This is a genomic window from Pontibacter arcticus, assembly GCF_003284895.1.
Taxonomy (GTDB): domain Bacteria; phylum Bacteroidota; class Bacteroidia; order Cytophagales; family Hymenobacteraceae; genus Pontibacter; species Pontibacter arcticus.
In genome coordinates this window covers 835490-860152 of sequence record NZ_QMDV01000002.1, presented here as the reverse complement: position 1 = coordinate 860152, position 24663 = coordinate 835490, and the positions used below count along the sequence as shown (strand labels likewise).

Genomic DNA, 24663 nt, shown 5'->3' with positions numbered 1-24663 from the left:
ATGGACCTAACTTTTAAAAGTATCAGGAAAGCTGGCTTTGTGCTGCTGGCCGGCCTGCTTCTGGCGGGCACAACACAGGCGCAGGATACAGTAGAAGGCAAAAAAATATTTGAAGGCAACTGCCAGGCATGCCATAGTATAGATGCCGATGTAGTAGGGCCTGCCCTGAAGGATGCGCACAAACGCCGCGGAGATGCCTGGTTGGTAAGCTTTATCAAGAACTCCCAGGAAATGGTTCAGGCAGGCGATAAAGATGCTGTGGTCGTGTACGAAAAGTTCGGTAAAGTACCGATGCCGGCCTTCGGGGGCTCACTTTCAGAAGCTGATATCAACAATGTAATTGCTTATATCAAAGAAGCAAGTGATAAGCCAGCTGTAGCCGAAGTTCCGGCAACTACGCCAACTGATGCAAAAGCTGTTGTTGCTGGCGCAGAAGCCGAAGTCGCTTTTATGGATCTGCCGCCGGTATTGCTGCTCACCTTCGTGCTTGCTGCGATCATCATACTGCTGACCATGGCTGTGTTGTTTATGCTGTTCCGGTTATTTGTGCCGATGCTGGGCGATTCGATCCATGACGAGGATTTCCGCAACTCGCTTGCTGGGCGAATGGTATTCCTGATGCGCGGCGACGTGACGCTGGTAACGGGCAAAGCTAAAAACGAAATTCACTCACAACACGATTTTGACGGCATCCAGGAGTATGATAACGACCTGCCGCCTTGGTGGAAGACGATGTTTTATGTTACTATTGTGTTTGCTATAGGGTACATGCTGCATTACCATGTGTTTATGAGCGGACCGTTGCAGGCAGAAGAGTATGAAATGGAAATGCAGGAAGCCGCGCTGTTTGCTTCTAAAACAGAAGATGATCCGAATGCCGTAACAGATTACAAGCCGCTTACGGATGCAGTTGCACTAGAGTCCGGCAAATCGATTTATGCTGCAAACTGCGCCGCCTGCCACGGTACAGAAGGGCAGGGCACCGTTGGCCCTAACCTGACAGACGAATACTGGTTACACGGTGGCGAAGTGAATGAAATTTTCAAGACAGTTAAATTTGGTGTGCCGGCAAAAGGTATGGTGCCATGGCAAGGCAAGTTATCCAAAGACCAGATGCTGGAAGTATCCAGTTACATTTTATCTCTGAAGGGCTCTAACCCGGCCAATGCAAAAGAGCCGCAGGGCGAAAAAGAATAAGTATACAGTTTAGTTTTTCCTGGAAAGCCGGAGGTGAAGTATAAGCACCTCCGGCTTTTTTTTGTTTTGGCCAGCTTTAACGGTTTATTATTGATGATGATCACCTGTATAAATGACAGGGGTCATCTTTTTAGAAGGCCGGATTCCGGAATTTTGTAAGGCAGATTATACTTCGGTATCGGGTCTGATTTTTATACTTTTAACTAACAGGCAGGAATAAAATCCGCACAGCTTATCACTGCCATGGCAACTAAAACAAAACCAACCGACGAGTTTCGGGATCACATTTCAACAGTAGACGAACAGGGGAAACGCGTATGGGTTTACCCGAAAAAGCCGAAAGGCAAATTATATAACTACCGCAAATACGTTAGCTACCTGTTTCTGGCACTGCTAGCTATTGGGCCGTTCATTAAGATAAATGGCCTGCCGCTGCTCATGCTGAACATTGTCGAGCGTAAGTTCGTGATTTTTGGTGTGCTGTTCTGGCCGCAGGACTTTTTTATACTTGTGCTGGCCTTTCTGGCGTTGGTCGTCTTTATCATACTTTTTACGATCGTGTACGGCCGCCTTTTTTGCGGTTGGATCTGTCCGCAGACCATTTTTCTTGAAATGGTTTTCAGGCGCATTGAGTATGCTATAGAAGGCGATTATACAAAGCAGAAGGCACTCAACAAAATGCCATGGAACACAGAGAAGATTCTGAAAAAAGGAAGCAAGACACTCGTATTTCTGCTGATCTCGTTTCTGATTTCCAATATTTTCCTGGCCTACATCATCGGCATAGACGAATTACAGAAGATTGTGGTTGAAGGCCCGCTCGTACATGCGGCAGGTTTTGCTTCGCTTATCGGTTTTACAGGCGTATTCTACTGGGTTTTTGCCAGTTTCCGGGAGCAGGTTTGTACTATTGTTTGCCCGTATGGCCGCTTACAGGGCGTTATGCTCGACAAGAAAAGTTTAGTGGTTGCCTATGATTATGTAAGAGGAGAGCCACGGGGCAAACTGCGCAAAAACCAGGAGCGCACGGAAGGCGATTGCATTGACTGTAACCAGTGTGTGCAGGTTTGCCCGACCGGTATCGATATCCGGAACGGTGCCCAGCAACTGGAATGTATAAATTGTACCGCCTGCATCGATGCCTGCAACGACATTATGCGCATGATCGATAAGCCGGAAGGCCTGATCCGGTTTGAGTCTGAAGAAGGAATTGCAGAAGGAAAAAAATGGAAGTTCCTGACAACGCGTGTGATGGGCTATACCACCGTTTTGGCCATATTGCTGGCAGCACTGTCTGTTTTACTTGTTTTGCGTGATGAGGCCGAAGCAACTATTCTGCGTACGCCGGGACAACTCTATCAGAAAACGGCGGACGGTAACATCAAGAACCTGTACAACATTTCCATCATCAACAAAACCAACCATACCATGCCGCTGCGCCTGAAGCTGATGGATAAGGAAGGAAATATTACAATGGTAGGCAGAGAGCTCATACTTCCGGCACAGGGCATTGTAGAAGGCGTTTTCTTCGCTGAAATTCCACAAGTTCAATTAAAAAGTATGAACGCAGAGGTGAAAATAGGCATATATGCCGGCGATGAGCTGATCACAACAGAAAATACCAAGTTTCTGGCTCCGGCAAATTAATACAGACTTATTTAAAGATTACGAAAATGACGACTGATAAAAAAAGCACGTTTATACTTTGGCCTTATGCGATTGTGGTAGCCATGATTCTGTTCATGGGCTACATCGCGATGTTTGTTTACAAAGCCATGAACCAGGATGTGGATCTGGTCAGCAAAGATTACTACGAGCAGGAAATCAAATACCAGGATCATATTGACAAGATGGGAAGAACCCAGGCTGCCGGAGGAGTAGCGATAACCTACAAACCGGAGGCGAAGGCGATACTTCTGCAGCTACCTGCAAGCTTTGAAGGCAAAAGTGTAAATGGTAACATTACATTGTTCCGCCCGTCCGATGACAAACTGGACCACCAACTACCTTTACAACTGGGCCGCGACAGAAGCCAGCTGGTAGAAACGAAGGAACTGCAAACCGGCATGTGGGAAGTTCGCATCGATTTCACCGCAGATGAGGAGACATATTACACAAAGCAAACTATTCAGGTTAAGTAGACCATGATCTGGGCCGGGTTTTTATTTGGATTGATCGGTAGCCTTCATTGTGTTGGGATGTGCGGCCCCATCGCGATGGCGCTACCCTTTGGCGGGAGCAGCGGCTGGCAGTACTATGCCGGTCGCCTCCTGTACAATGGCGGCAGAATTGTAACGTATACGCTGCTGGGTGCACTGGCCGGCGCTTTTGGAGAATCGCTGCAACTGGCCGGTCTACAGCAAACGGTGTCTATCGTGTCAGGGATACTTATACTTCTACTGCTGGTTTTACCAAACGTAGTTAAAGGGAAAGCAGCCAGTGTTTTAGGAACTGATAAGCTGATGAATTGGGTACGGCAGAAACTGGGTTATTTCTTTGGCAAAAAATCTTTCGGAAGTTTATTTATGGTCGGCCTCCTGAACGGCCTGCTGCCCTGCGGATTTGTTTACATTGCCTTAGCCGGTGCCATCAGTGCACCGGGTATAGCCGGTGCGATGGGGTACATGGCCTTGTTCGGGTTAGGTACATTTCCGTTGATGTTCCTGGTATCACTATCCGGGAAGCTAATCACATTTAAAGTGCGCCATACGCTGAACCGCCTGGTGCCTTACGTGGGTATGGTGCTGGCCATACTTTTTATTTTCCGGGGGCTGGGACTGGGTATTCCTTACATAAGCCCTAAAGTAATACACACAGCTCACCATACGACGGAAATTACCTGCTGCACCAAGCCACAATAGGTTAACTCTTTTTTTAACCTGTTAAGTTAATTTTTTGCAAAGCCGTTACAAGTACAAGTTACCGTTCTGTCTCCTGAAAACATTTAAGATAAACTAAACCAGCCAGGTACGAGTAGTAAGTATAAATCAGCTTACTATACATGAATAAAATTCTGGCCAGGTTCGGTTTTCTTTACCAGTATATTGTTAGCAGCATCGGCTTTCTGCCTACTGTAATTTCTGTCTTCTTTTCCTTGCTGGCATTTTTCCTGCTCTACCTGGAGCGGCACGGCCTTAGCGAGCGGCTTCTGGATAACCTGCCTTTTATGATCATAACCCGGGGCAGCACAGCCAATATGATCCTGAGTACTATTAGCACCGGTATTATTTCGCTTACAGTTTTCAGCTTTTCGATGCTGATGATTGTGCTGAGCCAGGCAACTGCAAATTTTACGCCCCGCGTTATACCCGGCATCATTACCCGGAAATCAAACCAGGTGGTACTGGGCCTGTACTTAGGCACGCTTATTTACACGTTGATCATCATGGTAAATATTCGCTCAGAGTCTTACAGTGAGTCCTTACCTGGTTTTGCTATTTTCCTGGCTATGTGTCTGGCCATTGTATGCCTGGCTTTTTTCGTTTACTTCATTCAGGGAATCTCGCAAAACATTCAGATAGAAACCCTGATGGAGGATATTTATGAGCAGGCAGCCGCTAGTCTGAAAAGAGAAATAGAAGAGGATACGAAAGCGCAGTTGGAGACTATAGTTGCTCATGGAACCTGGTATCCGATACTTAGTCCTCAGACGGGCTATCTGCAAAGTATAGATACGCAGGCAGTGACTAGACTTTGCCGAAAGCATAACCTGGTATTGGACTTTGTTCAGCCTCTCGGCAATTTTGTATTGCAGGGAGTGCCGTTTGCACGTGTAAACAGACCACTACCTGATTCTGTAGCATGGGTGAAGGAGCTACAGGCACATTTGAATTTTTATCGCGAAGAAAGATCAGACCTTAATTATTTTTTCGGGATAAAGCATTTAACCGAAAGTGCTTCCAAAGCCCTGAGTCCGGGCATTAATGATCCGGGTACAGCCAAAAAAGCCATCGATTATTTGTCTGCATTACTGGCTTTGCGCATGCAGCTAACCGATGAGAAAGTTATATGCGATGAAAACGGGGAAGCAAGGCTGCGTTTTGCAAAAGACAAATTCGATGAGATACTGCACCAGACGCTGGCCCCCATCCGCTTGTACGGAAAATCGAGTAGTACTATTGTGGTGCAATTGCTCCAGTTGATGCGAAGCCTTTTATACCAGGTAGAGGCCTACCCACATTTACTTCCTGTTTTGCAACGCCAGGCCATGCTTATCCTTTTTGATGCTGACCAGGAAGTCTGCAACCCGGGCGATAGAGAAAAAATAAACGAATCGGTAAAAACATTAAATCAACTGGAAGTTTTGCCCGAGCCTTTACCACATCTTAAAGCTCCTTCTTTAATTTTAGCGTAACTTCAGGCAAAGCTATCGTTACGTTTCAGTTTAACCGTATACTCGCAGGTATAGGGTAAAACCCGGTTTCAGTTTAAAGCTTAGAAAATTACAAGGATGAGCAAAAAGCTTAAACAAAAAATTTATACGGTCATTTTTGAAGCTGAAACGCCCTCGGGCCGGAACTTCGATATTGTTTTGCTTGTCCTCATCCTGTTAAGCGTCCTGAACGTTTCGCTTGAAAGTATGCCCAGCCTGAATGCAGCATATTATAGCTGGTTCCGGGTTGCCGAGTGGGTATTTACTATCATCTTCACAGTAGAGTATTTACTTCGCATTTACAGTACACCACGCCCGCTTCGCTATATTTTTTCTTTTTTCGGGATTGTTGATCTGCTATCCATACTTCCCAGTTACCTGAGCCTGCTTATAACAGGAACTCAATTCTTGCTGATCATCCGGATTTTAAGATTATTACGCGCTGCACGCATTTTTAAGCTGACCCGTTTTATAAACGAAGGGCAGGTGCTTACCAAAGCATTAAAGGCAAGCGTGGCTAAAATTCTCGTTTTTTTAGGAGCAGTTATTACCGTGATTGTAATTGTAGGGTCGCTAATGTACATTATCGAGGGCCCTGAAAGCGGTTTTACAAGTATACCGATCAGTATTTACTGGGCCATCGTTACGCTAACAACAGTCGGGTATGGTGATATTGCACCGGTTACTCCACTGGGTCAGATATTGGCAAGTATGGTTATGATCATGGGCTATGGCATAATAGCTGTGCCAACAGGAATCGTTTCAGTGGAACTTGCAAGGTCTGAAAAAAATGCTGCCAATACGCGCATGTGCCCTAATTGCCACCAGGAAGGCCATTTGCCGGAAGCATACTTCTGTTTTAACTGCGGTTACAGAATCACTCCTGAACAACAGCTATAATAAAAAGGCCTGCTTTATTTAAACAGGCCCTTTCATATGTTAATAAACTTATAGCTAATGTATTACAAGATCAGATTTAAACTCATCGATGATCCTGTTCAATACATCGTCCATAACAGCAATATTTTCTTTAATAGACGCGAACTGATGGTTCTCTTTGGCATCCGTTTCTATTTGCCGTACCACCGCTTTTAACTTTTCGATCCGCATGGTATCAATGGTTGATTTCAGTTTGTGCGCGGCTGCGCTTACGCCTGTCCAGTCTTGTTCCATACTTTTCTGGCGCATATCTGCCATGGTCAGGGGCACAGTCTCCACAAACAATTCTTTGGTTCGTTTAATGAATGCCTCGTTGCCTCTCGACATTTTATAGAGCACCGATAGATCAAACAAAGGGTGCTCGGGTTCGGCCTTTTTTTCAGGAAGGACAATAGTTTTTACAGCATTTATACTTTGCATTTTATGCGGTAAGACAGCTTCTATCTTCAGGAACAGCTTTTCTTCCTCAAAGGGCTTCGAAATATAACCACTCATGCCACCGCTCAGGTATTTTTCAGCATCTCCTTTCAGGGCGTTTGCTGTGAGCGCAATAATTGGGATACTCGCTTTTTTCTTATCCTCGAATGCCCTGATAGCGTGTGTGGCATCTATACCGCTTAACTCCGGCATCTGGATATCCATCAAAATAACGTCGTAGTCGTTTAACCTGGTTTTATCTACAGCCTCACGCCCGTTTCTGGCTACATCTACCAAGAAGCCCCAGTTTTCCAGAACTGACTGCGCCAGGAATATATTCACCTCGTTATCTTCTGCCAAAAGTACCTTAAGCTCACCCAGGCGGCTGTAATCTATATTCTCTGTCTGGCACTCCGGAAGTTCTCCGCCTTCGTACTTATCATACGTTATTACGAATTTGAAAATACTGCCTTTTTCCTCTTCACTTTCGACCCATATCTTTCCGCCATGCATTTCTACAAGGTTTTTACAAATGCTCAGGCCCAGGCCCGTGCCACCGTAACGGCGGGTCGTGCTGGAATATGCCTGCGTAAATCCTTCAAAAATAAAGGCATGTTTAGATGCCGGAACGCCAATACCGGTATCTGAGATGCAAAACTCGATCGTTAAGGTTTTGTCTGTTTCCTCTAAAACCCTGGTGGTGAGGGATACTGTGCCTTCTTCTGTAAATTTGATGGCATTGTTAAGCAGGTTGATCAGGATTTGATTTAACCGGTAAGGGTCGCCTACCAGGATCGGCCGCTCCAGGTCATGGGACTTGAATTCATAGGCCAGCTCACGTTCTTCGGCTTTATAATAAAGCGTCTGGAAAGCGGAACGGGCAGTTTCATACAAATTAAAAGGTATGGCTTCGAGTTGCAGCTTGCCGGATTCGATCTTGGCTATATCCAGAATATCGTTTATAACTACCAGCAGGTTATCAGCCGATTGATGGATGATTTTCAGGTAATCTTTCTGAACAGGTTCGAGCGTTGTTTTAGCCAGCAGGCCAGCCATGCCCAAAATACCATTCATAGGCGTTCTGATCTCGTGGCTCATGTTAGCCAGGAAATTTTCTTTTACCCGTGCCGATTCTTCAGCTGCTTCGATAGCCCTCTTCAGCTCGCGCTCTGCCAGCATCCTGTCTGTTATATCCTGGGCAATGCAGATAATGTAGGGCTCACTGTTAATTTCTTCAACTTTATAGTTCTGATAATACAGGAAGCGCTCTTTCCCTTCTTTGTTTAAGAGGCATAATATCCCGTTAATCAGGTTGGTTTGCTCGAATTGTGCTAAGTAATGTACAAAATTTTTCTGGTGTTGCATCGGGAAGAAATTGCTCAGCTTCTGGCCAATCATTTCTTCTTCGGTATACCCCAGCGTTTCGATCAGGTAAGGGTTAACAGTCAGTAAATGCCCCTTCATATCATGGGTACAGATATAAGCCTGGCTGTATTTGATAAGTTCTCTGTATTTCTTTTCGCTGCTCTTGAGTGCTTCTTCAGACAGACGTCGTTCTGTTATATCTCTTGAAGAAGATTGTATCTGAAATATCTCGCCATTCGCTTTCTGGATTGGTTTTATACTTGTTTCAACCCAGATATATTCACCTGATTTTTTTCGTTTGCGGTGTTGGATGATCACATTCTTCTTTTCAGTGATGGAGCGTTTCTGGCCTTCCTCAACCACAAAGTCACACTCATCCGGGTGCAGTACCATCTCATATGGGGAGCGCCCAACCATTTCTTCCGGCTCGTAGCCCAGCATTTCCTGTGATGATTTGGAAACGTACAGGTAATTTCCTTCTATGTCGTGTAAACAGATCAGATCGCGCGAGTTCTCGGATAGCAGGCGGTGTAACTTTTCGCTTTGCTGCAATAATTTAGTAGCCTTGCGTTGCTCGGTAATGTCAGTGGCGATACCGAGAATGTTCATCTCGCCGTTTTTGGTAAATATGGGACGTTTGGTAGTGCTTAACCAAAGTTTGTTTCCATTTTTCTGGGTAAAGTATTCGAGTACATTTATTTCGCTGCCATCCAGTAAAACTTTCCGGTCAATATCTTTGTAGAAACCATTTTCTTCCTCGTTCAAGCGTAACTCGAAATCCGTTTTCCCAAGAACATTGTCTACTTCCAGGTCGTGTTTTTCAGCAAAAGTATGGTTGGCCATTATGTAGCGTCCTTCCGCGTCTTTCACGAAAATCATACTTGGGCTGCTATCCAACACCAATTGGATAAACTCATTTTTCTCTGCAATCTCCTGGGCAGCTTTTCTTTGTTCGGTATAATCACGGGTAATCATCAGTACCTCGTTATCTTCATACTTCACAATACGGCCTTCAAAATGCCTGGTGCCCGTTGGCAAATTAAGTTCGTATTCGATCGTGGCAGACTGGCCACTCTCTATTACCGCTGTTACCCTGCGTTCCAGGGAAGCAGCCAGGTGTTCAGGTAAAATCTCGTAAATTGTATGGCCAATGATATATTCCTCAGAGAGCGGTAAGTGCGCAATGGAAGTATTTTTTACATCCAGGAAAGTGCCCTCTTTGTTCAGGATGAACATCAGGTCTGGAATGGCGGCAAGAATGGCTCTGGTTTTAGCTTCGCTTAACTCGATTTCTTCCTGGGCCTTGCGCAATTCTGTGATACGGATGCCATGCCCGATGATCAGTTCGAGATTGCCTTCAGCCGATAAAACAGGATTTAGCTTACGGACATGGTAATTGTAACCACCATTCTGGTCAGGTTGTTTTTCTTCGAAAGAGACTGGCGTTTTTTCTCTGTAAACCTTCTGTAATTGAGCCTCTCTGTTTTGTATGCGCTCATATGGTACATTACGGAAGGTACAGTATTCTTCATTGGTTTTACCGATGATCCATTCTCGCAGGGCAGGGTCGCTGACTGCAATTGGGTTTACGAAGAGGTATCTTAAGTTATGATCATAAACGGCTATATCGGAAGGAATATGGTTTAAGATCGATTCGTAAAAATCCTTCTGGATTTTAAGCTCCTGATTTTTGCTGTGAAGCAGCGTGATGTCTTCTGCTGAGCCGATGACCTGCAATACTTCGCCGTTTGGCTTTCTTTTAAAAACACTTTCGCGGCAGCTTATATTTTTAAGATTGCCAGCTTTATCTCTTACCTGATACTCTACCTGGTGTACTTTTCCATTTGGGGTACCCAGCATTTTATAGGTATGGTGATACAACTTTTCCAGGTCTTCATTTACAACTATAGTTGTAAAGAACTGCTGGTTCATGGCCTCTATATCCTGGGCAGTATAGCCTAATACATCGTAAATACGATCGTTCAGGTAAATGCAGTTGTCCGATTCCACATCGTAGATATAAACGATGCTCGGAATGGTGTGCATGATATTCTGAACGAAATTACGGCTTTCCTGAAGCGCTGACTCTGCTTCTTTGTGCATAGTGATATCGGTCATGTAAATATTAACATAACCCTTAGCCGGCAATGGTACCAGGAAGAGCAGGTAATAATGGCCGCTTATCTTTAACTCAAATGAAAAGGGAGTCAGCGAATCCTCAAGCAAAATAATCTTACGTTTCAGGAGGCGTTTGAAACTGCTGACACGTATGTCGGAAAAAGTGGAAAGTAATTGTGAGGCGCCACTATTTACAAAGATTACTTCGCCCTGGTAAGTACACCTGAAAACCGGATTTGGGTATTCCTGCTGAAAAGCCGAGCTTAACTCGACCTGCATTTGTTCTGTGCGCTTATCTGTTATATTGCGGTAAATCCAGGCATTGGCATTACTAGCCAGCAGTTGTTCAGCTTCTATGATTTTACCGTTGGCAAGTATAAATTCGGTTATTCTGAAGTCCTGGGAGGTTTGCCTGGCCAGTACATCTGCAAAGAGGGGGAGTGAAGCAAGGTAATGGATTGGCTTGCCCAGGTAATAACTAACCGGATTAGGAAGCTCAAAAAGCTGGCAAAAAGGCGTGTTCAGGAAAATAATACGGTTTTTGCTGTCCGTTGCAAGGCCGGCCGTCTGGAGATCCTGAAAAAAAGAGGATAACAGGAGACTGCAAACATCCTGCTGGGTTAAATCAGTAAGGCCAACCGGGTTTACATTTAATTCTGCTAATAGCTGGGCCTGGTTTTGAGCTAACTCTTCGGCTGCCTTGCGGGCCTTGCGTTCCTGCTCAAGTTGCTGACGGAGTAAGGAAACTTCCTCTACTAATTCCATGGAGTGATTTTTAAACCAACAAGATAATGCATTTGTGCGATTTAAAATTCACTATACTTTAAAATTAAGGGATTTAAGGTTTCAAAGTATAAATGATAGGACTAATTATACTTTGAAATTAAGAAAGGGGTAGCAGGTAAACACTATAAAAAGTATAGGGCAGGCAGTTATTTGATGGTTAACTCTTTGCTTTGGATCATGCGGTAAATAGTTGATTTGCCCACATCCAATTTATCTGCTACCAGCAAAACATTAGAATCATACTTATCTAAAAACCGCTGAATGATATCGATGGTATAAGCTTTCAGCGTGCGCTCTCTTGCCAGAAAATCTTTCTCCGTACTGTTAGCAGTCAGGTTTATATCGTGCTCCTGTATTACTTCTTCATCTGCTAAAACCACTGCCAACTCTACCAACGCCTTCAGTTCGCGGACGTTACCCGGGAAAGAGTAGGAGAGTAGTTTTTCCTGGGCAGCTGCAGAAAGCGTTTTTTTGCCCAGTCCGTTCTCTTTTGCAAAGGCATCCACAAAGAATTTAGCCAGCACCAGAATATCACTTCCACGCTCGCGGAGAGGTGGCAAATTAACGGGCAAGCCTAATAGCCTGTAGTATAAATCTTCCCTGAAATTACCTTTTTTAACTTCCTCAGCCAGGTTCTTGTGTGTTGCAACAATAATTCTTACATCTACAGGCACAACAGTGTTGCCACCTACACGTGTAATTTCTTTTTCCTGGAGTACGCGGAGTAACTTAGCCTGCAAACTGATATCCAGTTCGCCTATCTCATCCAGAAAGATCGTCCCTTTATTAGCTTCCTCGAATTTGCCTAAGCGGCGGGCAACAGCACCGGTAAAAGCACCTTTCTCGTGGCCGAACAATTCACTCTCGATCAGCTCTTTTGGAATGGCAGCCACGTTTACTGCTACGTACGGGTTCTTCTTTTTAACTGAATTGTAATGTATGGCTTTAGCTACCAGTTCTTTACCTGTTCCGGTTTCGCCGTTTATCGTTACGGTAATGTTAGTTTTGGCAGCTTTATCCATCATGTTAAATACACGTTTGATGGCTTCGCTGTTCCCGATTATAACTTTGCTGAAATCATACTTCTGGCCGATCTCTTCGCGCAGTTGGTTTATCTCTTCCTTCAGCGATACGTTTTCGCGTATCTTGTTAATGGTGTTCCAGAGCCTTTCGGGCGTATCTTCATCTTTTACGATGTAGTCGTAAGCGCCTTTTTTCAGCAGGTCTACAGCAGTGGCCACATCCTCCTGGCCCGAAATAACAATTACCTGCGTATCCGGATTCTGCTCTTTTATTTTACTTAGTACTTCAGCACCGTTTTTATCGGGTAAAGAGTAATCCAGGGTAATTACATTGGGGCGCTCGTACAGGCTGGCCATGCAGGAACTGGCCGAATGAAACTTCTTAAGTTCGTAATCCGGATTCAGGGATAGGTGATATTCCAAAAGCTCGCTGTACCAAACATCATCATCCAGAATAAAGATTTTAAAAGGTGCGTTTTTCATGTAGCAGATGGCCTGTGAACTGTGGTAGCCCCAAATATAAGATTTATTGATAACCCGGAAAGTTTAAACTAAAAATTCCTTTTATAGTATTTAATAATATATAAATAATACTAATTTATAAAGGTCTGTAACCGATGCCTATAATGCAGGTTATCCTAAAATGGTTTCATTTAAATTAAACAGGGGCTATATATTTACTGAGTCCTGAATGAAAGGCGTTTAAAGTATAAACCAGGCAAGTTAGATTTATTCAAAATACACAGAAAGCGGCTTCTTTTAAAAGTATAAACAGTAAATAAAAAAAGAGGCAAATCCCGTAGCCACATAGCCGGAAATCTACCTCTTTTTAAAGTATGAATGATCTGTTTTTATACTTCCTGATACCGGGCGCGCATAAACATGAAAACACCATAACAGATTAAACCAAGTGCCACGGCACCAAGCAGGTAAGAGCCATAGGATGAATTCTCTAAAAAGGCAAATGCACTCTGGCTTCCGCCTGCTTCCTGGGCATTGGATTTAAGGGCAGCCTGCAAAAACATGTACCCGATGATCACCCAAACAACGCCACGCGCCACATAGCCAATTTTACCGGCCCTTATCATGGTATGCTCTATCTGCGATTTAAAACCAGATTTCTGAATCTTCTTTTTATACTTTTCAGACAGTCCGTAATAGATCTGGTACAGCCCGGTTATAATGGTGCCCACCGCTACCAAACCCACCAGCCATTGCCCGAAAGGTTGTTTCAGCAGTTCGCTGGCGAGCGTTTCTCTGGAGTCTCCGCCGCTGCCACCGCCGTTGCCAAGTATAAGTTGCAGCGCCAAAAAGGCAAAACCGCCATACACCAGGCCACTAAAAATATACCTTGCACGTACAGCTATACCTTTGGCATCCGAGCCTTTCTGTTCTGTATCATTTATGCCTTGTATCAAACGCCACAAAGTATAACACAACAAACCAAGGGCTACTATCCCTAACAGGATTTTGCCGAAAGGCTGATCAAGTATAAAACTGAAGACACCGGCTTTATCTGTGTCCTGGTTATTTTTACCGCCCAGTTCAAAAGCGGCCATAAACGCCAGTATACCAATCAGGCAGTAAACAATACCTTTTGCCGAGAGGCCTAGCTTTGCAAAACGCTTAACCCAGGCGGGCGGCGCATCCGGAACGTGTGAAGTTATATCCATCTTTCATAGTAAGTTTAGGTATATGCTTACTGAAAGTATGATATATTGTTTTTTAAAATAATCGCTGTTATAACGTTTTAAATCGTTTATAAGCTTCCTGCTCTAACCTTTCACGGTGGTCCGGGTGAGCGATGCGGATAAGTTCGCTGGCACGCTGGCGCAGGTTTTTACCAAACAGATAGGCCACACCATATTCTGTTACCACATAGTGTACGTGCGCCCGGGTGGTAACAACACCTGCGCCCTGGTTTATAAAAGGCGTTATCCGGGAAACCCCTTTTGCTGTAACAGATGGCAAGGCAATGATTGGTTTGCCGCCTTCCGATAAGGCAGCGCCCCGGATAAAGTCCATCTGCCCGCCGATGCCGGAATAATGATAAGTGCCGATCGAATCTGAAACTACCTGCCCGGTTAAATCTATTTCGATGGCGCTGTTGATGGCTACTACTTTCGGGTTTTGTTTGATCACGGCCACATCATTTACAAAATCAGTGCTGAGCATGGTGATCAACGGGTTGTCATCTACAAAATCATACAGGCTTCGGTTGCCGGCAATAAAGGCGGTGGCAATTCGGCCTCTCAGAATATGTTTGTGCTCGTTGGTGATCACGCCGCTTTCGATCAGGGGTAATACGCCGTTAGAAAACATTTCGGTATGGATGCCGAGGCCTTTGTGGTTGGTCAGGCTTTTTAGTACAGCATCCGGTATGCCGCCAATGCCCATTTGCAGCGTAGCCCTGTCTTCGATCAGACCGGCCACATTATGGCCAATGGTTTCCTCTACACTTGTGATCTTCTGGCTGTAATCTACTTCGGGCAGCGCTTCGTTTACCTGCACCATACTATGGAACCGGCGAATATGGATAAGGGCATCGCCATGGGTGCGCGGCATCTGCGGGTTAACCTGCGCAATAACGTGCTTCGCCGACTTAACGGCTTCGCGGGCAATATCCACGGATACGCCGAGCGAGCAATACCCATGCCTGTCGGGTGGCGAAACGTGTACAATGGCAACGTCCAGCGGCATAATGCCCAACCTGAATAACTGAGGAATCTCACTTAAAAAGATCGGCACATAATCTCCGCGGCCACTGTTTACGGCCTCCCGAACGTTAGCTGATACGAAAAGCGAATTGATGTAAAAAGACTCGGCATACTGTTCTTCGGCACATGGCATTTCGCCGAATGTACTGATGCTTACCAGCTCTACCTGGCGCAACTCGTGTGCACGCTCTGCCAGTTTACGGATAAGATATTGCGGCGTGGCGGCACTGCCATGCAGGAAAACCCTGTTGCCTGATTTAATAACTGAAAGCGCTTCTTCTGCTGAAGTATAAACGGGCGTATGGTGGATCATAGCGATGAATTGGTTTTTTAGCTATACTGATAGGCTGTTGTTTGTGTTTTAAAACCCTATGGGTGCAATGCTACTGCAATTTTAGGTACATATAAATGATTATGCGCAGTTATCTTATTAATTTTGAAAACCGGCTGCATAACATTTTATAAAGTGTTTGCCGTACAAACCCAAATACGCAAAATTACTATGAAAAATTCTAATATATACTTTACAGGCGCTGCCTTTCTGATGGTCTTACTGCTGAGCGCCTGTGTGGTGGCATCGGGTGTGGTGCATACCAATGCAGTAGTTGCACCAAACGCCGGCCTTAACAAGTATAAAACCTATGCCTGGTACCAGGAGCAAGCCCAAGCACAGCCAAGTTACGACAAAGGCTTTAGCCCCAACCTGGATAAGCATATACGGCAGGCAATAGAGGAGGAGCTCCGCGAAAAAGGATTTGAAAAAGTAACTTCCAGACCTGATATACTGGTGGCTTATGATATGAGTGTATCCGTACCGGAAGAGAAAGACAAACCGGAGAACTTCAGCCCGGGGTTTGGCTATAGTTATGCGTATATGGCAGGTTACCGCTATAATTATAGCAACTCTTATATTACCGGTTACCGCAACGTCGATCTTTTTAAGCAGGGCACGCTCATCATAGATCTGGTAAACCCTGTTAATAACCAGTTAGTCTGGAGAGCCTGGACGGAAGGGGCCATCACTAAATTTGACAGCGGTTACAAGCCGGTTCAGAAGCAGGTGGAAGCCGTCTTGAATAAGTACCCGAACAGATAAAAGTATACGTTACCCTTTCATGTAATTACTAAAACGCATGACATGGCCAGGTTTGCCAACTACATAAACCAGATCCCCGAGTTCGAGTGAGGTTCTGGCGTTAATATCAAGTATAGTTTCAGTATTCCGTTTAATAGCTACAATAGTGATCTGGAAGCGGTTACGGATGTCTGCCTCCAGTAAAGATTTACCAATGATGGTTTCATCATCGGTATGCATTCTCAGCGTAGCCACTTCAATATCGGGCAGATCAAATGTCAGCCTGTTTTGTACGCTTCCGGTTGGTTTTAAGCTTCTGAAAAGGTCATAATTGTCGGCGCGCACCATCTCTGTAAACTGTTCGATCTGGTCGCGCGGCATGAGGTATTTTGACAGGACTCTCGTAAAAATCTCAATGGATGTTTCAAACTCTTCGGGGATCACTTCGTCAGCGCCCAGTTTAAAATTTTCTTCCATTTCCTGAATAAAGCGGGTACGCACAATGATATGCACCTTCTCGGAGGCACTCCGGACGCTGGCAATTACCCGCCTTGTCGCTTCCGGGTCTGATATGGCAACTACAACCACCCTGGCCAGCTGTACATGCACATGCGTCAGGATCATACTGTGTACGGCATCGCCGTAAATAATCGGTTCGCCAAGTTTTGCTTCCTCCCGCACGGTGATCGGGTTCATCTCGATGATTATATAAGGAATCTGGGCATGGCGGGCCGCTTTGGCCACATTACGTCCGTTTATACCATAGCCGATGATAACGATATGATCATCCAGCGCTGCAAGGCTAACAGCGGTTTCTTCGCTTATTTCTTTAGGTTCAGGTGCAATTTTGCCTTTGTAAAGCCTGAAGGTAATCGCTTCGGCTATTTTGTGATAAGGGCCAAGTATAAAAGGCGTTACAGCCATGGTTAAAATAGATACGGAAAGGAAATACTGGTAGGCTTCCTGCGAAAGCAATTGATGCTGGATACCTGTTTTAGAAAGTATAAAAGCGAACTCACCTACCTGGAAAATAGCTAAACCGACCAGCAAAGATACCCGCAGGGGGTAGCGCAGCACCTTGGCTGCCAGCGTAGCCACAGCACCTTTCAGAAAGAAAACGGCTACCGTAAAACCAAGTATGGCAGGTAAGTGCTGTAGCATAAATTCAAAATCGAGTAGCATCCCGATCGAAACAAAAAAGAAGCTGGTAAATATTTCGCGGAAGGGAAGAATATTGCTGGTTGCCTGGTGACTGTATTCTGATTCGGAAATGATAAGCCCGGCCATAAACGCGCCTAGCGCCAGCGACAAACCCATGCTGGAGGTGAGCCATGCCACGGCAAAGCAAATAACCACCACCGAAAGTATAAACAGCTCCTTGCTTTTGGTTTTAGCAACCAGGTACAAAAGTTTTGGTACTACATAACGGGCACTTACCAATACAAAAACAATAATAAAAATGCCCTTCAAGCCCATAATCAGAAGTGCCGAGCCGACGTTTTGTTCGCCTCCTGCCATCAGGGGAGCAAGCAGCATCATGGGCACTACAATGATATCCTGAAAAATAAGTATACCTAGTACAATCTTGCCCTGCGGACTATTGATTTCGCCTTTGTCCTGCATTATTTTAAGGACAATGGCAGTACTGCTCAGCGCAATCAGGAAGCCCATAAAGAATGCATCGGAAACACTGAATCTCAGAAGCAGCATAAGTAAGCCTACCAGCAGGATGGTGCCGAATACCTGGGTAGCGCCGCCAAGTAAAACAGTACGCTTTATCCGGTAGAGGCTTTTCAGCGAAAACTCCATCCCAATAATGAAAAGCAACAGGATTACGCCTATCTCTGCTAATATTTCAATGTTATGAATTTCCTTAATCAGGCTGAAACCGTAAGGCCCTGCAATAACACCCGTTACCAGAAAACCAAGTATGGTTGGAAGTTTTAAGCGTTGGAAAAGCAGGATAACTGCCACGGCCATGCTCAGTATAATAACCACATCCGGTAGTAAAGGTATTTCCATCGTTTAAATTTTAGTTACGCGTTGTTAAAGTTTGCAAAAGCTTTTCAGCAGAAAATTAAGTCAAAAACTCCTGCACAGGTAATAAGTTAACGTGTTACATTCCATTCGGCAAAGAACTGGTCCAGGTAATCTACCATGTATGCATGCCGTTGTTCAGCTTGTTTGCGGGCCGTATTTGTATGCATACGATCTTTCAGTAATAAGAGCTTTTCGTAAAAGTGGTTGATCGTGGGTGCCGTACTGTTTTTATATGCTTCAAAGGTTTGGTGCAACTCCGGGTTAATCTCAGGATCATACAGCAATCGGTTCTTATACCCGCCATAAGCAAAGGTACGCGCTATCCCGATTGCGCCGATGGCATCGAGCCGGTCGGCATCCTGCACAATACAGCCTTCGAGCGTGCTCATTTCTGAACTGGTGCCAGCTCCTTTAAAAGAAAGCTCTTTGATGATAGTACAAACATGATTTATACTTTGCTCCGGCAGGTCATACTTTAAAAGCCATTCTTTCGCCATGCGCGGGCCAACTGTTTCATCGCCGTCATAGAATTTGTGATCACCGATGTCGTGCAGCAGCGCGGCCAGTTCTACAATAAATAGATCGGCTTTTTCAGTTGCAGCGATACTTTTGGCGTTCTGCCATACCCTGTAAATATGCCACCAGTCGTGCCCGGAGCCTTCGCCCTGCAGTATAGCTTTCACATATTCTTCGGTTTCGCGGATAATTTCTTCTTTAGCAGGCATACCTTGGTTTGTTTTTAACGGGCTTGTTTCTTGATTAAAAGCGAAGGTAAATGGTCTTATGGTAAATTACAGGTTGTTTTTAACTTTATATGCACAATTGGTAGCTCTACTGATGAAGCAACTTAGCCCTAAAGTATAGTTTGGCCAGTTCTGTTATCTTTGTAAAGCGGTCTCTACTACTTATACTTTTAACGGTTGCCAGCTTTTGCCCATGCGATTTCTCCTGATTCTTATTCCCTTTGTTTTTATAGTTGGTTGTTTCGAGGCCGATGCCCAGATCCTTAATATCGAGCGTGCACGTGCAGACAGAGATTCTGTTAACTTCCTGACAGGTAAGGCAGGCTTTAATTTCTCACTCTTTAACCGGAATGCAGGCAAGGCTAATCCTAATAATTACCTCCAGTTAAATTTTACCGGCGATGTAGCCTATATCTCGGGCAAGCATTCCTACCTGCTTCTGAACTACTTTAATTACATGTTGGTTAATTATAATTCTGAAGAACGCACCACGGTGGCCAGCACCGGATATTCTCATTTCAGGGTAAATTTTCTGAAAGCAAATAAGCTGTCTTATGAGGCGTTTGCGCAGGTGCAGGCAGATAAAGCACGCGGACTTGATCTTAGAACATTAGCAGGAGCAGGGCTTCGGTACCGTTTACTCAGAACAGAAAACGCTAACCTGTTTGCCGGAAGCGGATTGATGCACGAACATGAAACCTGGGAAGAGCCCGAACTGGAAGGTGTAAACCAAACGGCAGACCTTATAAAGTGGACGAATTACATCAGCACAAAAGTGAAGTTTAATGACTATGTTGGAACCGAAGCCATTGTATATTACCAAACCGGTTATGACAAAACAATAGAAAATTTCAGGAACAGAGTGAGTGGCGATGTGGCATTGCAGGTAAAATTAAATGGCCGGCTAAGTTTCAGAACAACGTTTAATTGTACTTTCGAGGACAGGCCTTTAGTACCTGTCACTAAGTTTGTTTATGCTGTTACAAATGGCATTCAGGTTGAGTTTTAGAAACTGCATTAAATATATTTTAACTGTTTCAGAAGTATAGTCTGATTAATTTCATAATTTCGCCATTTCAGAATTATGCGTAATGCAATTAAAAAGGATTGCAACGCGTTGGTTTGTAAAGCATAGAATTAAAAAAATAGGATGCGAAACACCTTGACAGCCCTTGTGGCCATATTAAGTATATTGGCTTTTGGCTCCTGCGTTCCGCAAAAAAAGCTGATATTGCTCCAAAATAATCCAAAAGTAGAAGATCAGGGGAATGCAGATGAGTTGCTGAGATCTTTTAACCTGAAGCCAAAAATATATACTTTAAAACCAGGTGATGTCCTATCTCTTAAAGTACAAAGTACAACAGCCGCAGAATATAACTTCCTGAATACTGGAATTGCTACAGCCGGCCAGACAGACCCCGTTCTGGATGGTTATACTTTAGATACGGAAGGGAATATCTTATTACCAGCCATTGGCAAAGTAAACCTGAACGGCCTATCCATGCCGGAAGCCAGGATCAAAGTAACAGAAGCGCTTAAGCCCTTCCTGACCGACCCAACTGTAAACCTGCGCTTACTTACCTTCCGGTATACCGTTTTAGGGGAAGTGAACAGGCAAGGGCAGTTTACCACCTACCAGGATAACATTAACGTAATGGAAGCACTTGCTTCTGCCGGTGGCTTTAGTTCTTATTCGAACCGTGGCAAGATCAAGCTGGTACGTTACGAGAACGGGCAAGCTAAATTATATAATTTCAGCGTGCTGAATGATAATACCTTAGCATTATCTAATTTTTACCTGCAGCCAAACGATATGATCGTAGTAGATCCCTTACCGGCTAAAAATATCAGGGAAAACATGTTAGCGAATGTGACACTTACATTGTCTATTGCTTCAACTATAGTTTTGCTATTTACTAGATTAGCTCAATAATTTCATATTTCAGCTCAGCGAAGCGTGAATCAAGAACCAATTACACAACAAGATAGTCTGATTGATGTACAGTATATACTGCAAAAGCTGAAGCAGTATTGGCTTCTTTTTGCCATCACTGTACCAGTTGCACTTGCACTTGCCTTTTTTATAAACAGGTATACTATCCCCGTGTACGAAGTAAGCACCACTGTGCTTGTAAAAGACCCGGCTGACCCTTCGAATAACGCAGCTAATCTGCTTTATGGTAATGGTGTTTTTTCAAGCACAAAAAATCTAAACACGGAAGCGATTTTCATAAAATCCAAAGACCTTGTCGCAATCACTATTTCAAACCTTAACTTTGATGTAGCTTACTTTGCCGAAGGTAACATTAAGTTTTCCGAGATATACAAAGAAAGTCCTGTCGAAGTTGTATTGGATTCAACTTCAAACAATATACCGTATGGGGCGCTTATAAAGTGTGAAATAATAAGCGATAAAACATATAAACTAAGTTCAGAAACAGATATACCGGGTCTGGCGAATGATGACAAGGTTTATACGTTCGGAGAACCGGCTGCTTTGGCAGGGTTCAACTTTACGATTCAACTGGTACAACAGAACCAATTTGTACCCGGAGAAGTTTTTTTCCAGATCAATGAAAAAAAGACGCTGGTAAACCGCTACAAAGGAAGTTTAACAATCACTCCCGTAAAAGAAACTTCAATTCTTGAGATCAGCACCACAAGCGATAACACGCAGAAAGCTATCGATTTCCTGAACCAGCATGTACAGACTTATATTAACCAGGGATTGGTTGAAAAGCGAGAGACAGCTGTTAATACCATCAGCTTTATAGATAATCAGTTACAAAATATCAGTGATTCCTTATTTCTGGTAGAAAACAGGCTGGAAGCTTTTAAAAAGAAAAACACCGGTCTTACCATGAGTAATGAGGGTTCTCAGACAAGTGCGCAGATCCAGGAACTGGAAAAGGAAAAGGCCTTACTTCTTCTGAATGCAAAATACTTTAGTTACTTAAGTGATTATATAGCTGCCGGAGATGTAACCGAAAGTATTGTAGCACCTGCTTCCTTTGGCGTTTCGGACCCGGTACTGGGTAATCTAATAGGCCAGCTGATTGAAGCTCAACTGGAACTCACGGCTCTTAATGCGGAGAGTGCTCAAAACCCGATTGTAAAAACACAGATTGAAGCTTTAAAAGCTCAGGCCAGGAAATTACTGGCGGGTATTTCTGAAAATGTGCGAAACCTGCAGCGAACAAATCAGATTTCTATTAATGACCTGAATAACAGAATAAGTAAATTAATCAATTCGCTTAGCCAGCTTCCTACAGCAGAAAGACAATTCATAAACCTGAACAGGATGTATTCCTTAAGCGAAGGGCTGTATGTTTTCCTGATGCAGAAAAGAGCAGAGGCCGGTATCTCGACGGCTGCCGCAGCTGCCGATGCAAAGCTTGTTAATACGGCAGAAGTGAAAGCGATGATTTCCCCTAAAAGTAATCAGAATTACCTGATCGCTCTCTTTATCGGTTTACTACTGCCTGCCGCTTATATCTTTATAAAAGAGTTATTAAACAATAAAGTAAACTCGGTAGAGGATATTGCCAAGCATTCTACCTTACCACTTTTAGGTATGATCGGGCATAACAAGCAGGGCGAAATGAACTTGATGGACCAAAGTCCGAAATCTGCTATTTCAGAAGCCTTCCGAACTGTTCGCTCTAACTTACGCTTCATGACCAGTTCGGAAACGGAAGGCGGGCGCTTGTTTGTAGTGACTTCTTCAGTAAGTGGAGAAGGAAAATCGTTTACAGCAAAAAATCTGGCTTATATTTTCGCTATTTCCGGTGAGCGCACTATCCTGATCAATGCAGATATGCGAAAGCCAAATAATAACACGGACTTTGGTGTTAACAGTGGTATTGGCCTTAGTAATTTGCTGGCAGGCTATGCGACACTCGAAGATGTTATTTATCCTACCATTCAGGATAATTTTCATATCCTTCCTTCCGGTGATATTCCGCCAAACCCGTCTGAGTTATTATTGCATAAACGAATGACAGATTTGATTGGGGATTTGAAAAGCAGATATGACTATGTAATCATAGATACTCCTCCTATCGGAATTTTATCGGATGGATTGGAGTTAATGCAACAATCTGACGCCAATATTTACCTGGTTCGCCAGAATTATACATTAAAGTTTTTCCTGAATAACATCCAGAAGCAAGTGGAAGAAGGAAAAATAAGTAATACAGCCATACTCCTGAATGACGTGGATTATCAGAAGTTAAATTATGGCTACGGCTATGGTTATGGATATGGTTACGGGTATGGCTATTATGCGGAGGATAATGAAAAATCTCCGTGGTGGCATTTCAAATTTTAAGTTTTATGTCCTGCTTAGAAGTAAGCAGGACATAAAGGAGCTGTTTAACGTTATAAAATAAAATTCTAGTCGTTGCCCTTGCTGCGTGTTTTGCGACTTTAATCGAAAACGGCAAACAGCCTTTAAGTAAGTTATGGGAGTTAGTAGCTATTCACTCACTAATAGTACTTCCCAAGAAGGAAATTAAACGAATGAAGATGCCAGAGATGGCTTCATTCGTAATATATCGCATGTATAAGTGCAGCAGTAACTTGTGGTTTAGTATGGCAGCAAGTTTACTCGAAATGCTCCGCGACAAGGTAGCTGGAGAAGGTATGATAGTGGTAATCGCCAGTTTTAAACTGGCTTCAAAGTGTAGCCAGAAGTTACACTATCGCTAAACTTACGGCATGCGTAGATTTTATTCCCCTCCTCGGAGGGGTTAGGGGTGGGTTCTTTATAAAAAAGAAGTAAAGTATAATGCATATTAATTATGATGCAGAAAAATTCTAAAATATATGTAGCTGGTCATAGAGGCATGGTAGGTTCAGCAATTTGCCGAAACCTGCAAGCAGCCGGTTTTACCAATTTAGTAACACGGACTTCTTCTGAACTCGACTTAAGGAACCAACAGGCTGTTTTAGATTTTTTCGCTACAGAAAAGCCGGCATACGTTTTCCTGGCTGCTGCCAAAGTAGGGGGGATACAGGCAAATAACAGCTATCGGGCAGAATTTCTCTACGACAACCTGATGATGGAGGCAAATGTGATCCATGCTGCTTATATGGCAGGCGTTACAAAACTGCAGTTTCTGGGTTCGTCGTGTATTTATCCGAAAATGGCACCTCAGCCTTTAAAAGAAGATTATTTGCTAACAGGTCTTTTGGAGCCTACAAACGAGCCGTATGCAATTGCAAAGATTGCCGGGATAAAGCTTTGCGAAGCCTACCGCGATCAGTATGGTTGCGATTTTATCAGTGTGATGCCTACTAACCTGTATGGCTATAATGATAATTACGACCTGAACAACTCACATGTGCTGCCGGCACTGATCCGTAAGTTTCATGAAGCGAAGCTAAACAATGCTCCGGAAGTTGTTGTGTGGGGAACAGGTAGCCCGATGCGCGAATTTTTGTTTGCCGATGACCTGGCAGAAGCCTGCGTATTTCTGATGCAAGCCTATTCGGGACGAGAACTGGTTAATATTGGTACAGGCGAAGATGTAACGATTAAGGAACTTGCGCTGTTGGTAAAAGAAGTAACGGATTATGAAGGGGAGCTGGTGTTCGATACCTCTAAACCTGACGGAACACCCCGTAAATTAATGGACGTATCAAAACTCCATAGCTTAGGATGGAAGCATAAAGTAGAGCTTAGAGAGGGCATAGCCATGGCTTATAACGACTTTAAGGAGAAGCACACTATTCAAGCTCTATCCCAAACTGGAAAGGGCTGTTAAGTTCTACTATCTGAAGCTAAAAGAATATTGTCATTCTGTTAAGCAACTTGGTACGTGGGAAGTTAAGCTTTCGCTACTGGCGGGGGTAGAGGCCCTCTTTAAAC

Annotated in this window: 17 protein-coding genes; 11 read left to right on the top strand and 6 right to left on the bottom strand. The window is 44.0% G+C overall.

Annotated elements, in window-relative coordinates; genetic code table 11:
- The 6 genes from DP923_RS08890 (at position 1) to DP923_RS08865 (ending at position 6469) form a co-directional block, all read left to right on the top strand.
- Positions 1–1197 carry a c-type cytochrome gene (locus DP923_RS08890; RefSeq protein WP_112305464.1) on the top strand — a complete coding sequence of 399 codons (1197 nt, stop codon included), beginning with the start codon at positions 1–3 and terminating at the stop codon, positions 1195–1197.
- A gap of 243 nt (positions 1198–1440) precedes the next feature.
- Complete coding sequence (ccoG, locus tag DP923_RS08885) at positions 1441–2844, top strand: cytochrome c oxidase accessory protein CcoG (protein WP_112305463.1); 1404 nt, start codon at positions 1441–1443, stop codon at positions 2842–2844.
- 26 nt (positions 2845–2870) lie between these two features.
- Entirely contained in the window at positions 2871–3338 is a 468-nt protein-coding gene (locus DP923_RS08880) for a FixH family protein (RefSeq protein WP_112305462.1), read from the top strand.
- A gap of 3 nt (positions 3339–3341) precedes the next feature.
- Entirely contained in the window at positions 3342–4058 is a 717-nt protein-coding gene (locus DP923_RS08875) for a sulfite exporter TauE/SafE family protein (RefSeq protein WP_112305461.1), read from the top strand.
- 140 nt (positions 4059–4198) lie between these two features.
- The gene (locus tag DP923_RS08870) at positions 4199–5551 is read left to right on the top strand and encodes a DUF2254 domain-containing protein (protein WP_112305460.1); all 1353 of its coding nucleotides are present in this window, start codon (positions 4199–4201) and stop codon (positions 5549–5551) included.
- Between the two features lie 96 nt (positions 5552–5647).
- Positions 5648–6469, top strand: coding sequence for an ion transporter (locus DP923_RS08865; protein WP_112305459.1), 822 nt, complete (start codon positions 5648–5650; stop codon positions 6467–6469).
- 54 nt (positions 6470–6523) lie between these two features.
- On the opposite strand, the gene DP923_RS08860 is transcribed toward DP923_RS08865, so the two are convergent.
- From DP923_RS08860 to DP923_RS08845, 4 genes are all read right to left on the bottom strand, one after another.
- Positions 6524–11173 (bottom strand): PAS domain-containing hybrid sensor histidine kinase/response regulator, encoded by a 4650-nt coding sequence (locus tag DP923_RS08860; RefSeq protein WP_112305458.1) that lies wholly within the window; start codon positions 11171–11173, stop codon positions 6524–6526.
- Between the two features lie 167 nt (positions 11174–11340).
- Positions 11341–12699 carry a sigma-54-dependent transcriptional regulator gene (locus DP923_RS08855; protein ID WP_112305457.1) on the bottom strand — a complete coding sequence of 453 codons (1359 nt, stop codon included), beginning with the start codon at positions 12697–12699 and terminating at the stop codon, positions 11341–11343.
- A gap of 368 nt (positions 12700–13067) precedes the next feature.
- On the bottom strand, positions 13068–13889 hold the full coding sequence (locus DP923_RS08850; RefSeq protein WP_112305456.1) for a DUF1206 domain-containing protein: 822 nt from the start codon (positions 13887–13889) through the stop codon (positions 13068–13070).
- A gap of 67 nt (positions 13890–13956) precedes the next feature.
- Complete coding sequence (locus DP923_RS08845; RefSeq protein ID WP_112305455.1) at positions 13957–15246, bottom strand: acetyl-CoA hydrolase/transferase family protein; 1290 nt, start codon at positions 15244–15246, stop codon at positions 13957–13959.
- Between the two features lie 189 nt (positions 15247–15435).
- Here DP923_RS08845 and DP923_RS08840 point away from each other — a divergent pair, with 189 nt between their 5' ends.
- A complete protein-coding gene (locus tag DP923_RS08840) occupies positions 15436–16029 on the top strand; it encodes a DUF4136 domain-containing protein (RefSeq protein WP_125047688.1) in 594 nt (197 codons plus the stop codon).
- A 9-nt stretch (positions 16030–16038) separates the two neighbouring features.
- On the opposite strand, the gene DP923_RS08835 is transcribed toward DP923_RS08840, so the two are convergent.
- Positions 16039–18030 (bottom strand): cation:proton antiporter domain-containing protein, encoded by a 1992-nt coding sequence (locus tag DP923_RS08835; RefSeq protein ID WP_112305453.1) that lies wholly within the window; start codon positions 18028–18030, stop codon positions 16039–16041.
- Positions 18031–18116: 86 nt separating this feature from the next.
- Complete coding sequence (locus DP923_RS08830; protein WP_112305452.1) at positions 18117–18773, bottom strand: HD domain-containing protein; 657 nt, start codon at positions 18771–18773, stop codon at positions 18117–18119.
- A gap of 211 nt (positions 18774–18984) precedes the next feature.
- On the opposite strand from DP923_RS08830, the gene DP923_RS08825 reads away from it, so the two are divergent.
- The 4 genes from DP923_RS08825 to fcl all read left to right on the top strand — a co-directional run bounded on the left by DP923_RS08825 (position 18985) and on the right by fcl (position 24559).
- On the top strand, positions 18985–19800 hold the full coding sequence (locus DP923_RS08825) for a DUF481 domain-containing protein (RefSeq protein WP_112305451.1): 816 nt from the start codon (positions 18985–18987) through the stop codon (positions 19798–19800).
- 141 nt (positions 19801–19941) lie between these two features.
- Entirely contained in the window at positions 19942–20724 is a 783-nt protein-coding gene (locus tag DP923_RS08820) for a polysaccharide biosynthesis/export family protein (RefSeq protein ID WP_112305450.1), read from the top strand.
- Between the two features lie 24 nt (positions 20725–20748).
- Positions 20749–23121 (top strand): GumC family protein, encoded by a 2373-nt coding sequence (locus DP923_RS08815; protein ID WP_112305449.1) that lies wholly within the window; start codon positions 20749–20751, stop codon positions 23119–23121.
- A gap of 475 nt (positions 23122–23596) precedes the next feature.
- The gene (gene fcl / locus DP923_RS08805; RefSeq protein ID WP_112305645.1) at positions 23597–24559 is read left to right on the top strand and encodes a GDP-L-fucose synthase; all 963 of its coding nucleotides are present in this window, start codon (positions 23597–23599) and stop codon (positions 24557–24559) included.
- Positions 24560–24663 lie beyond the last annotated feature (104 nt).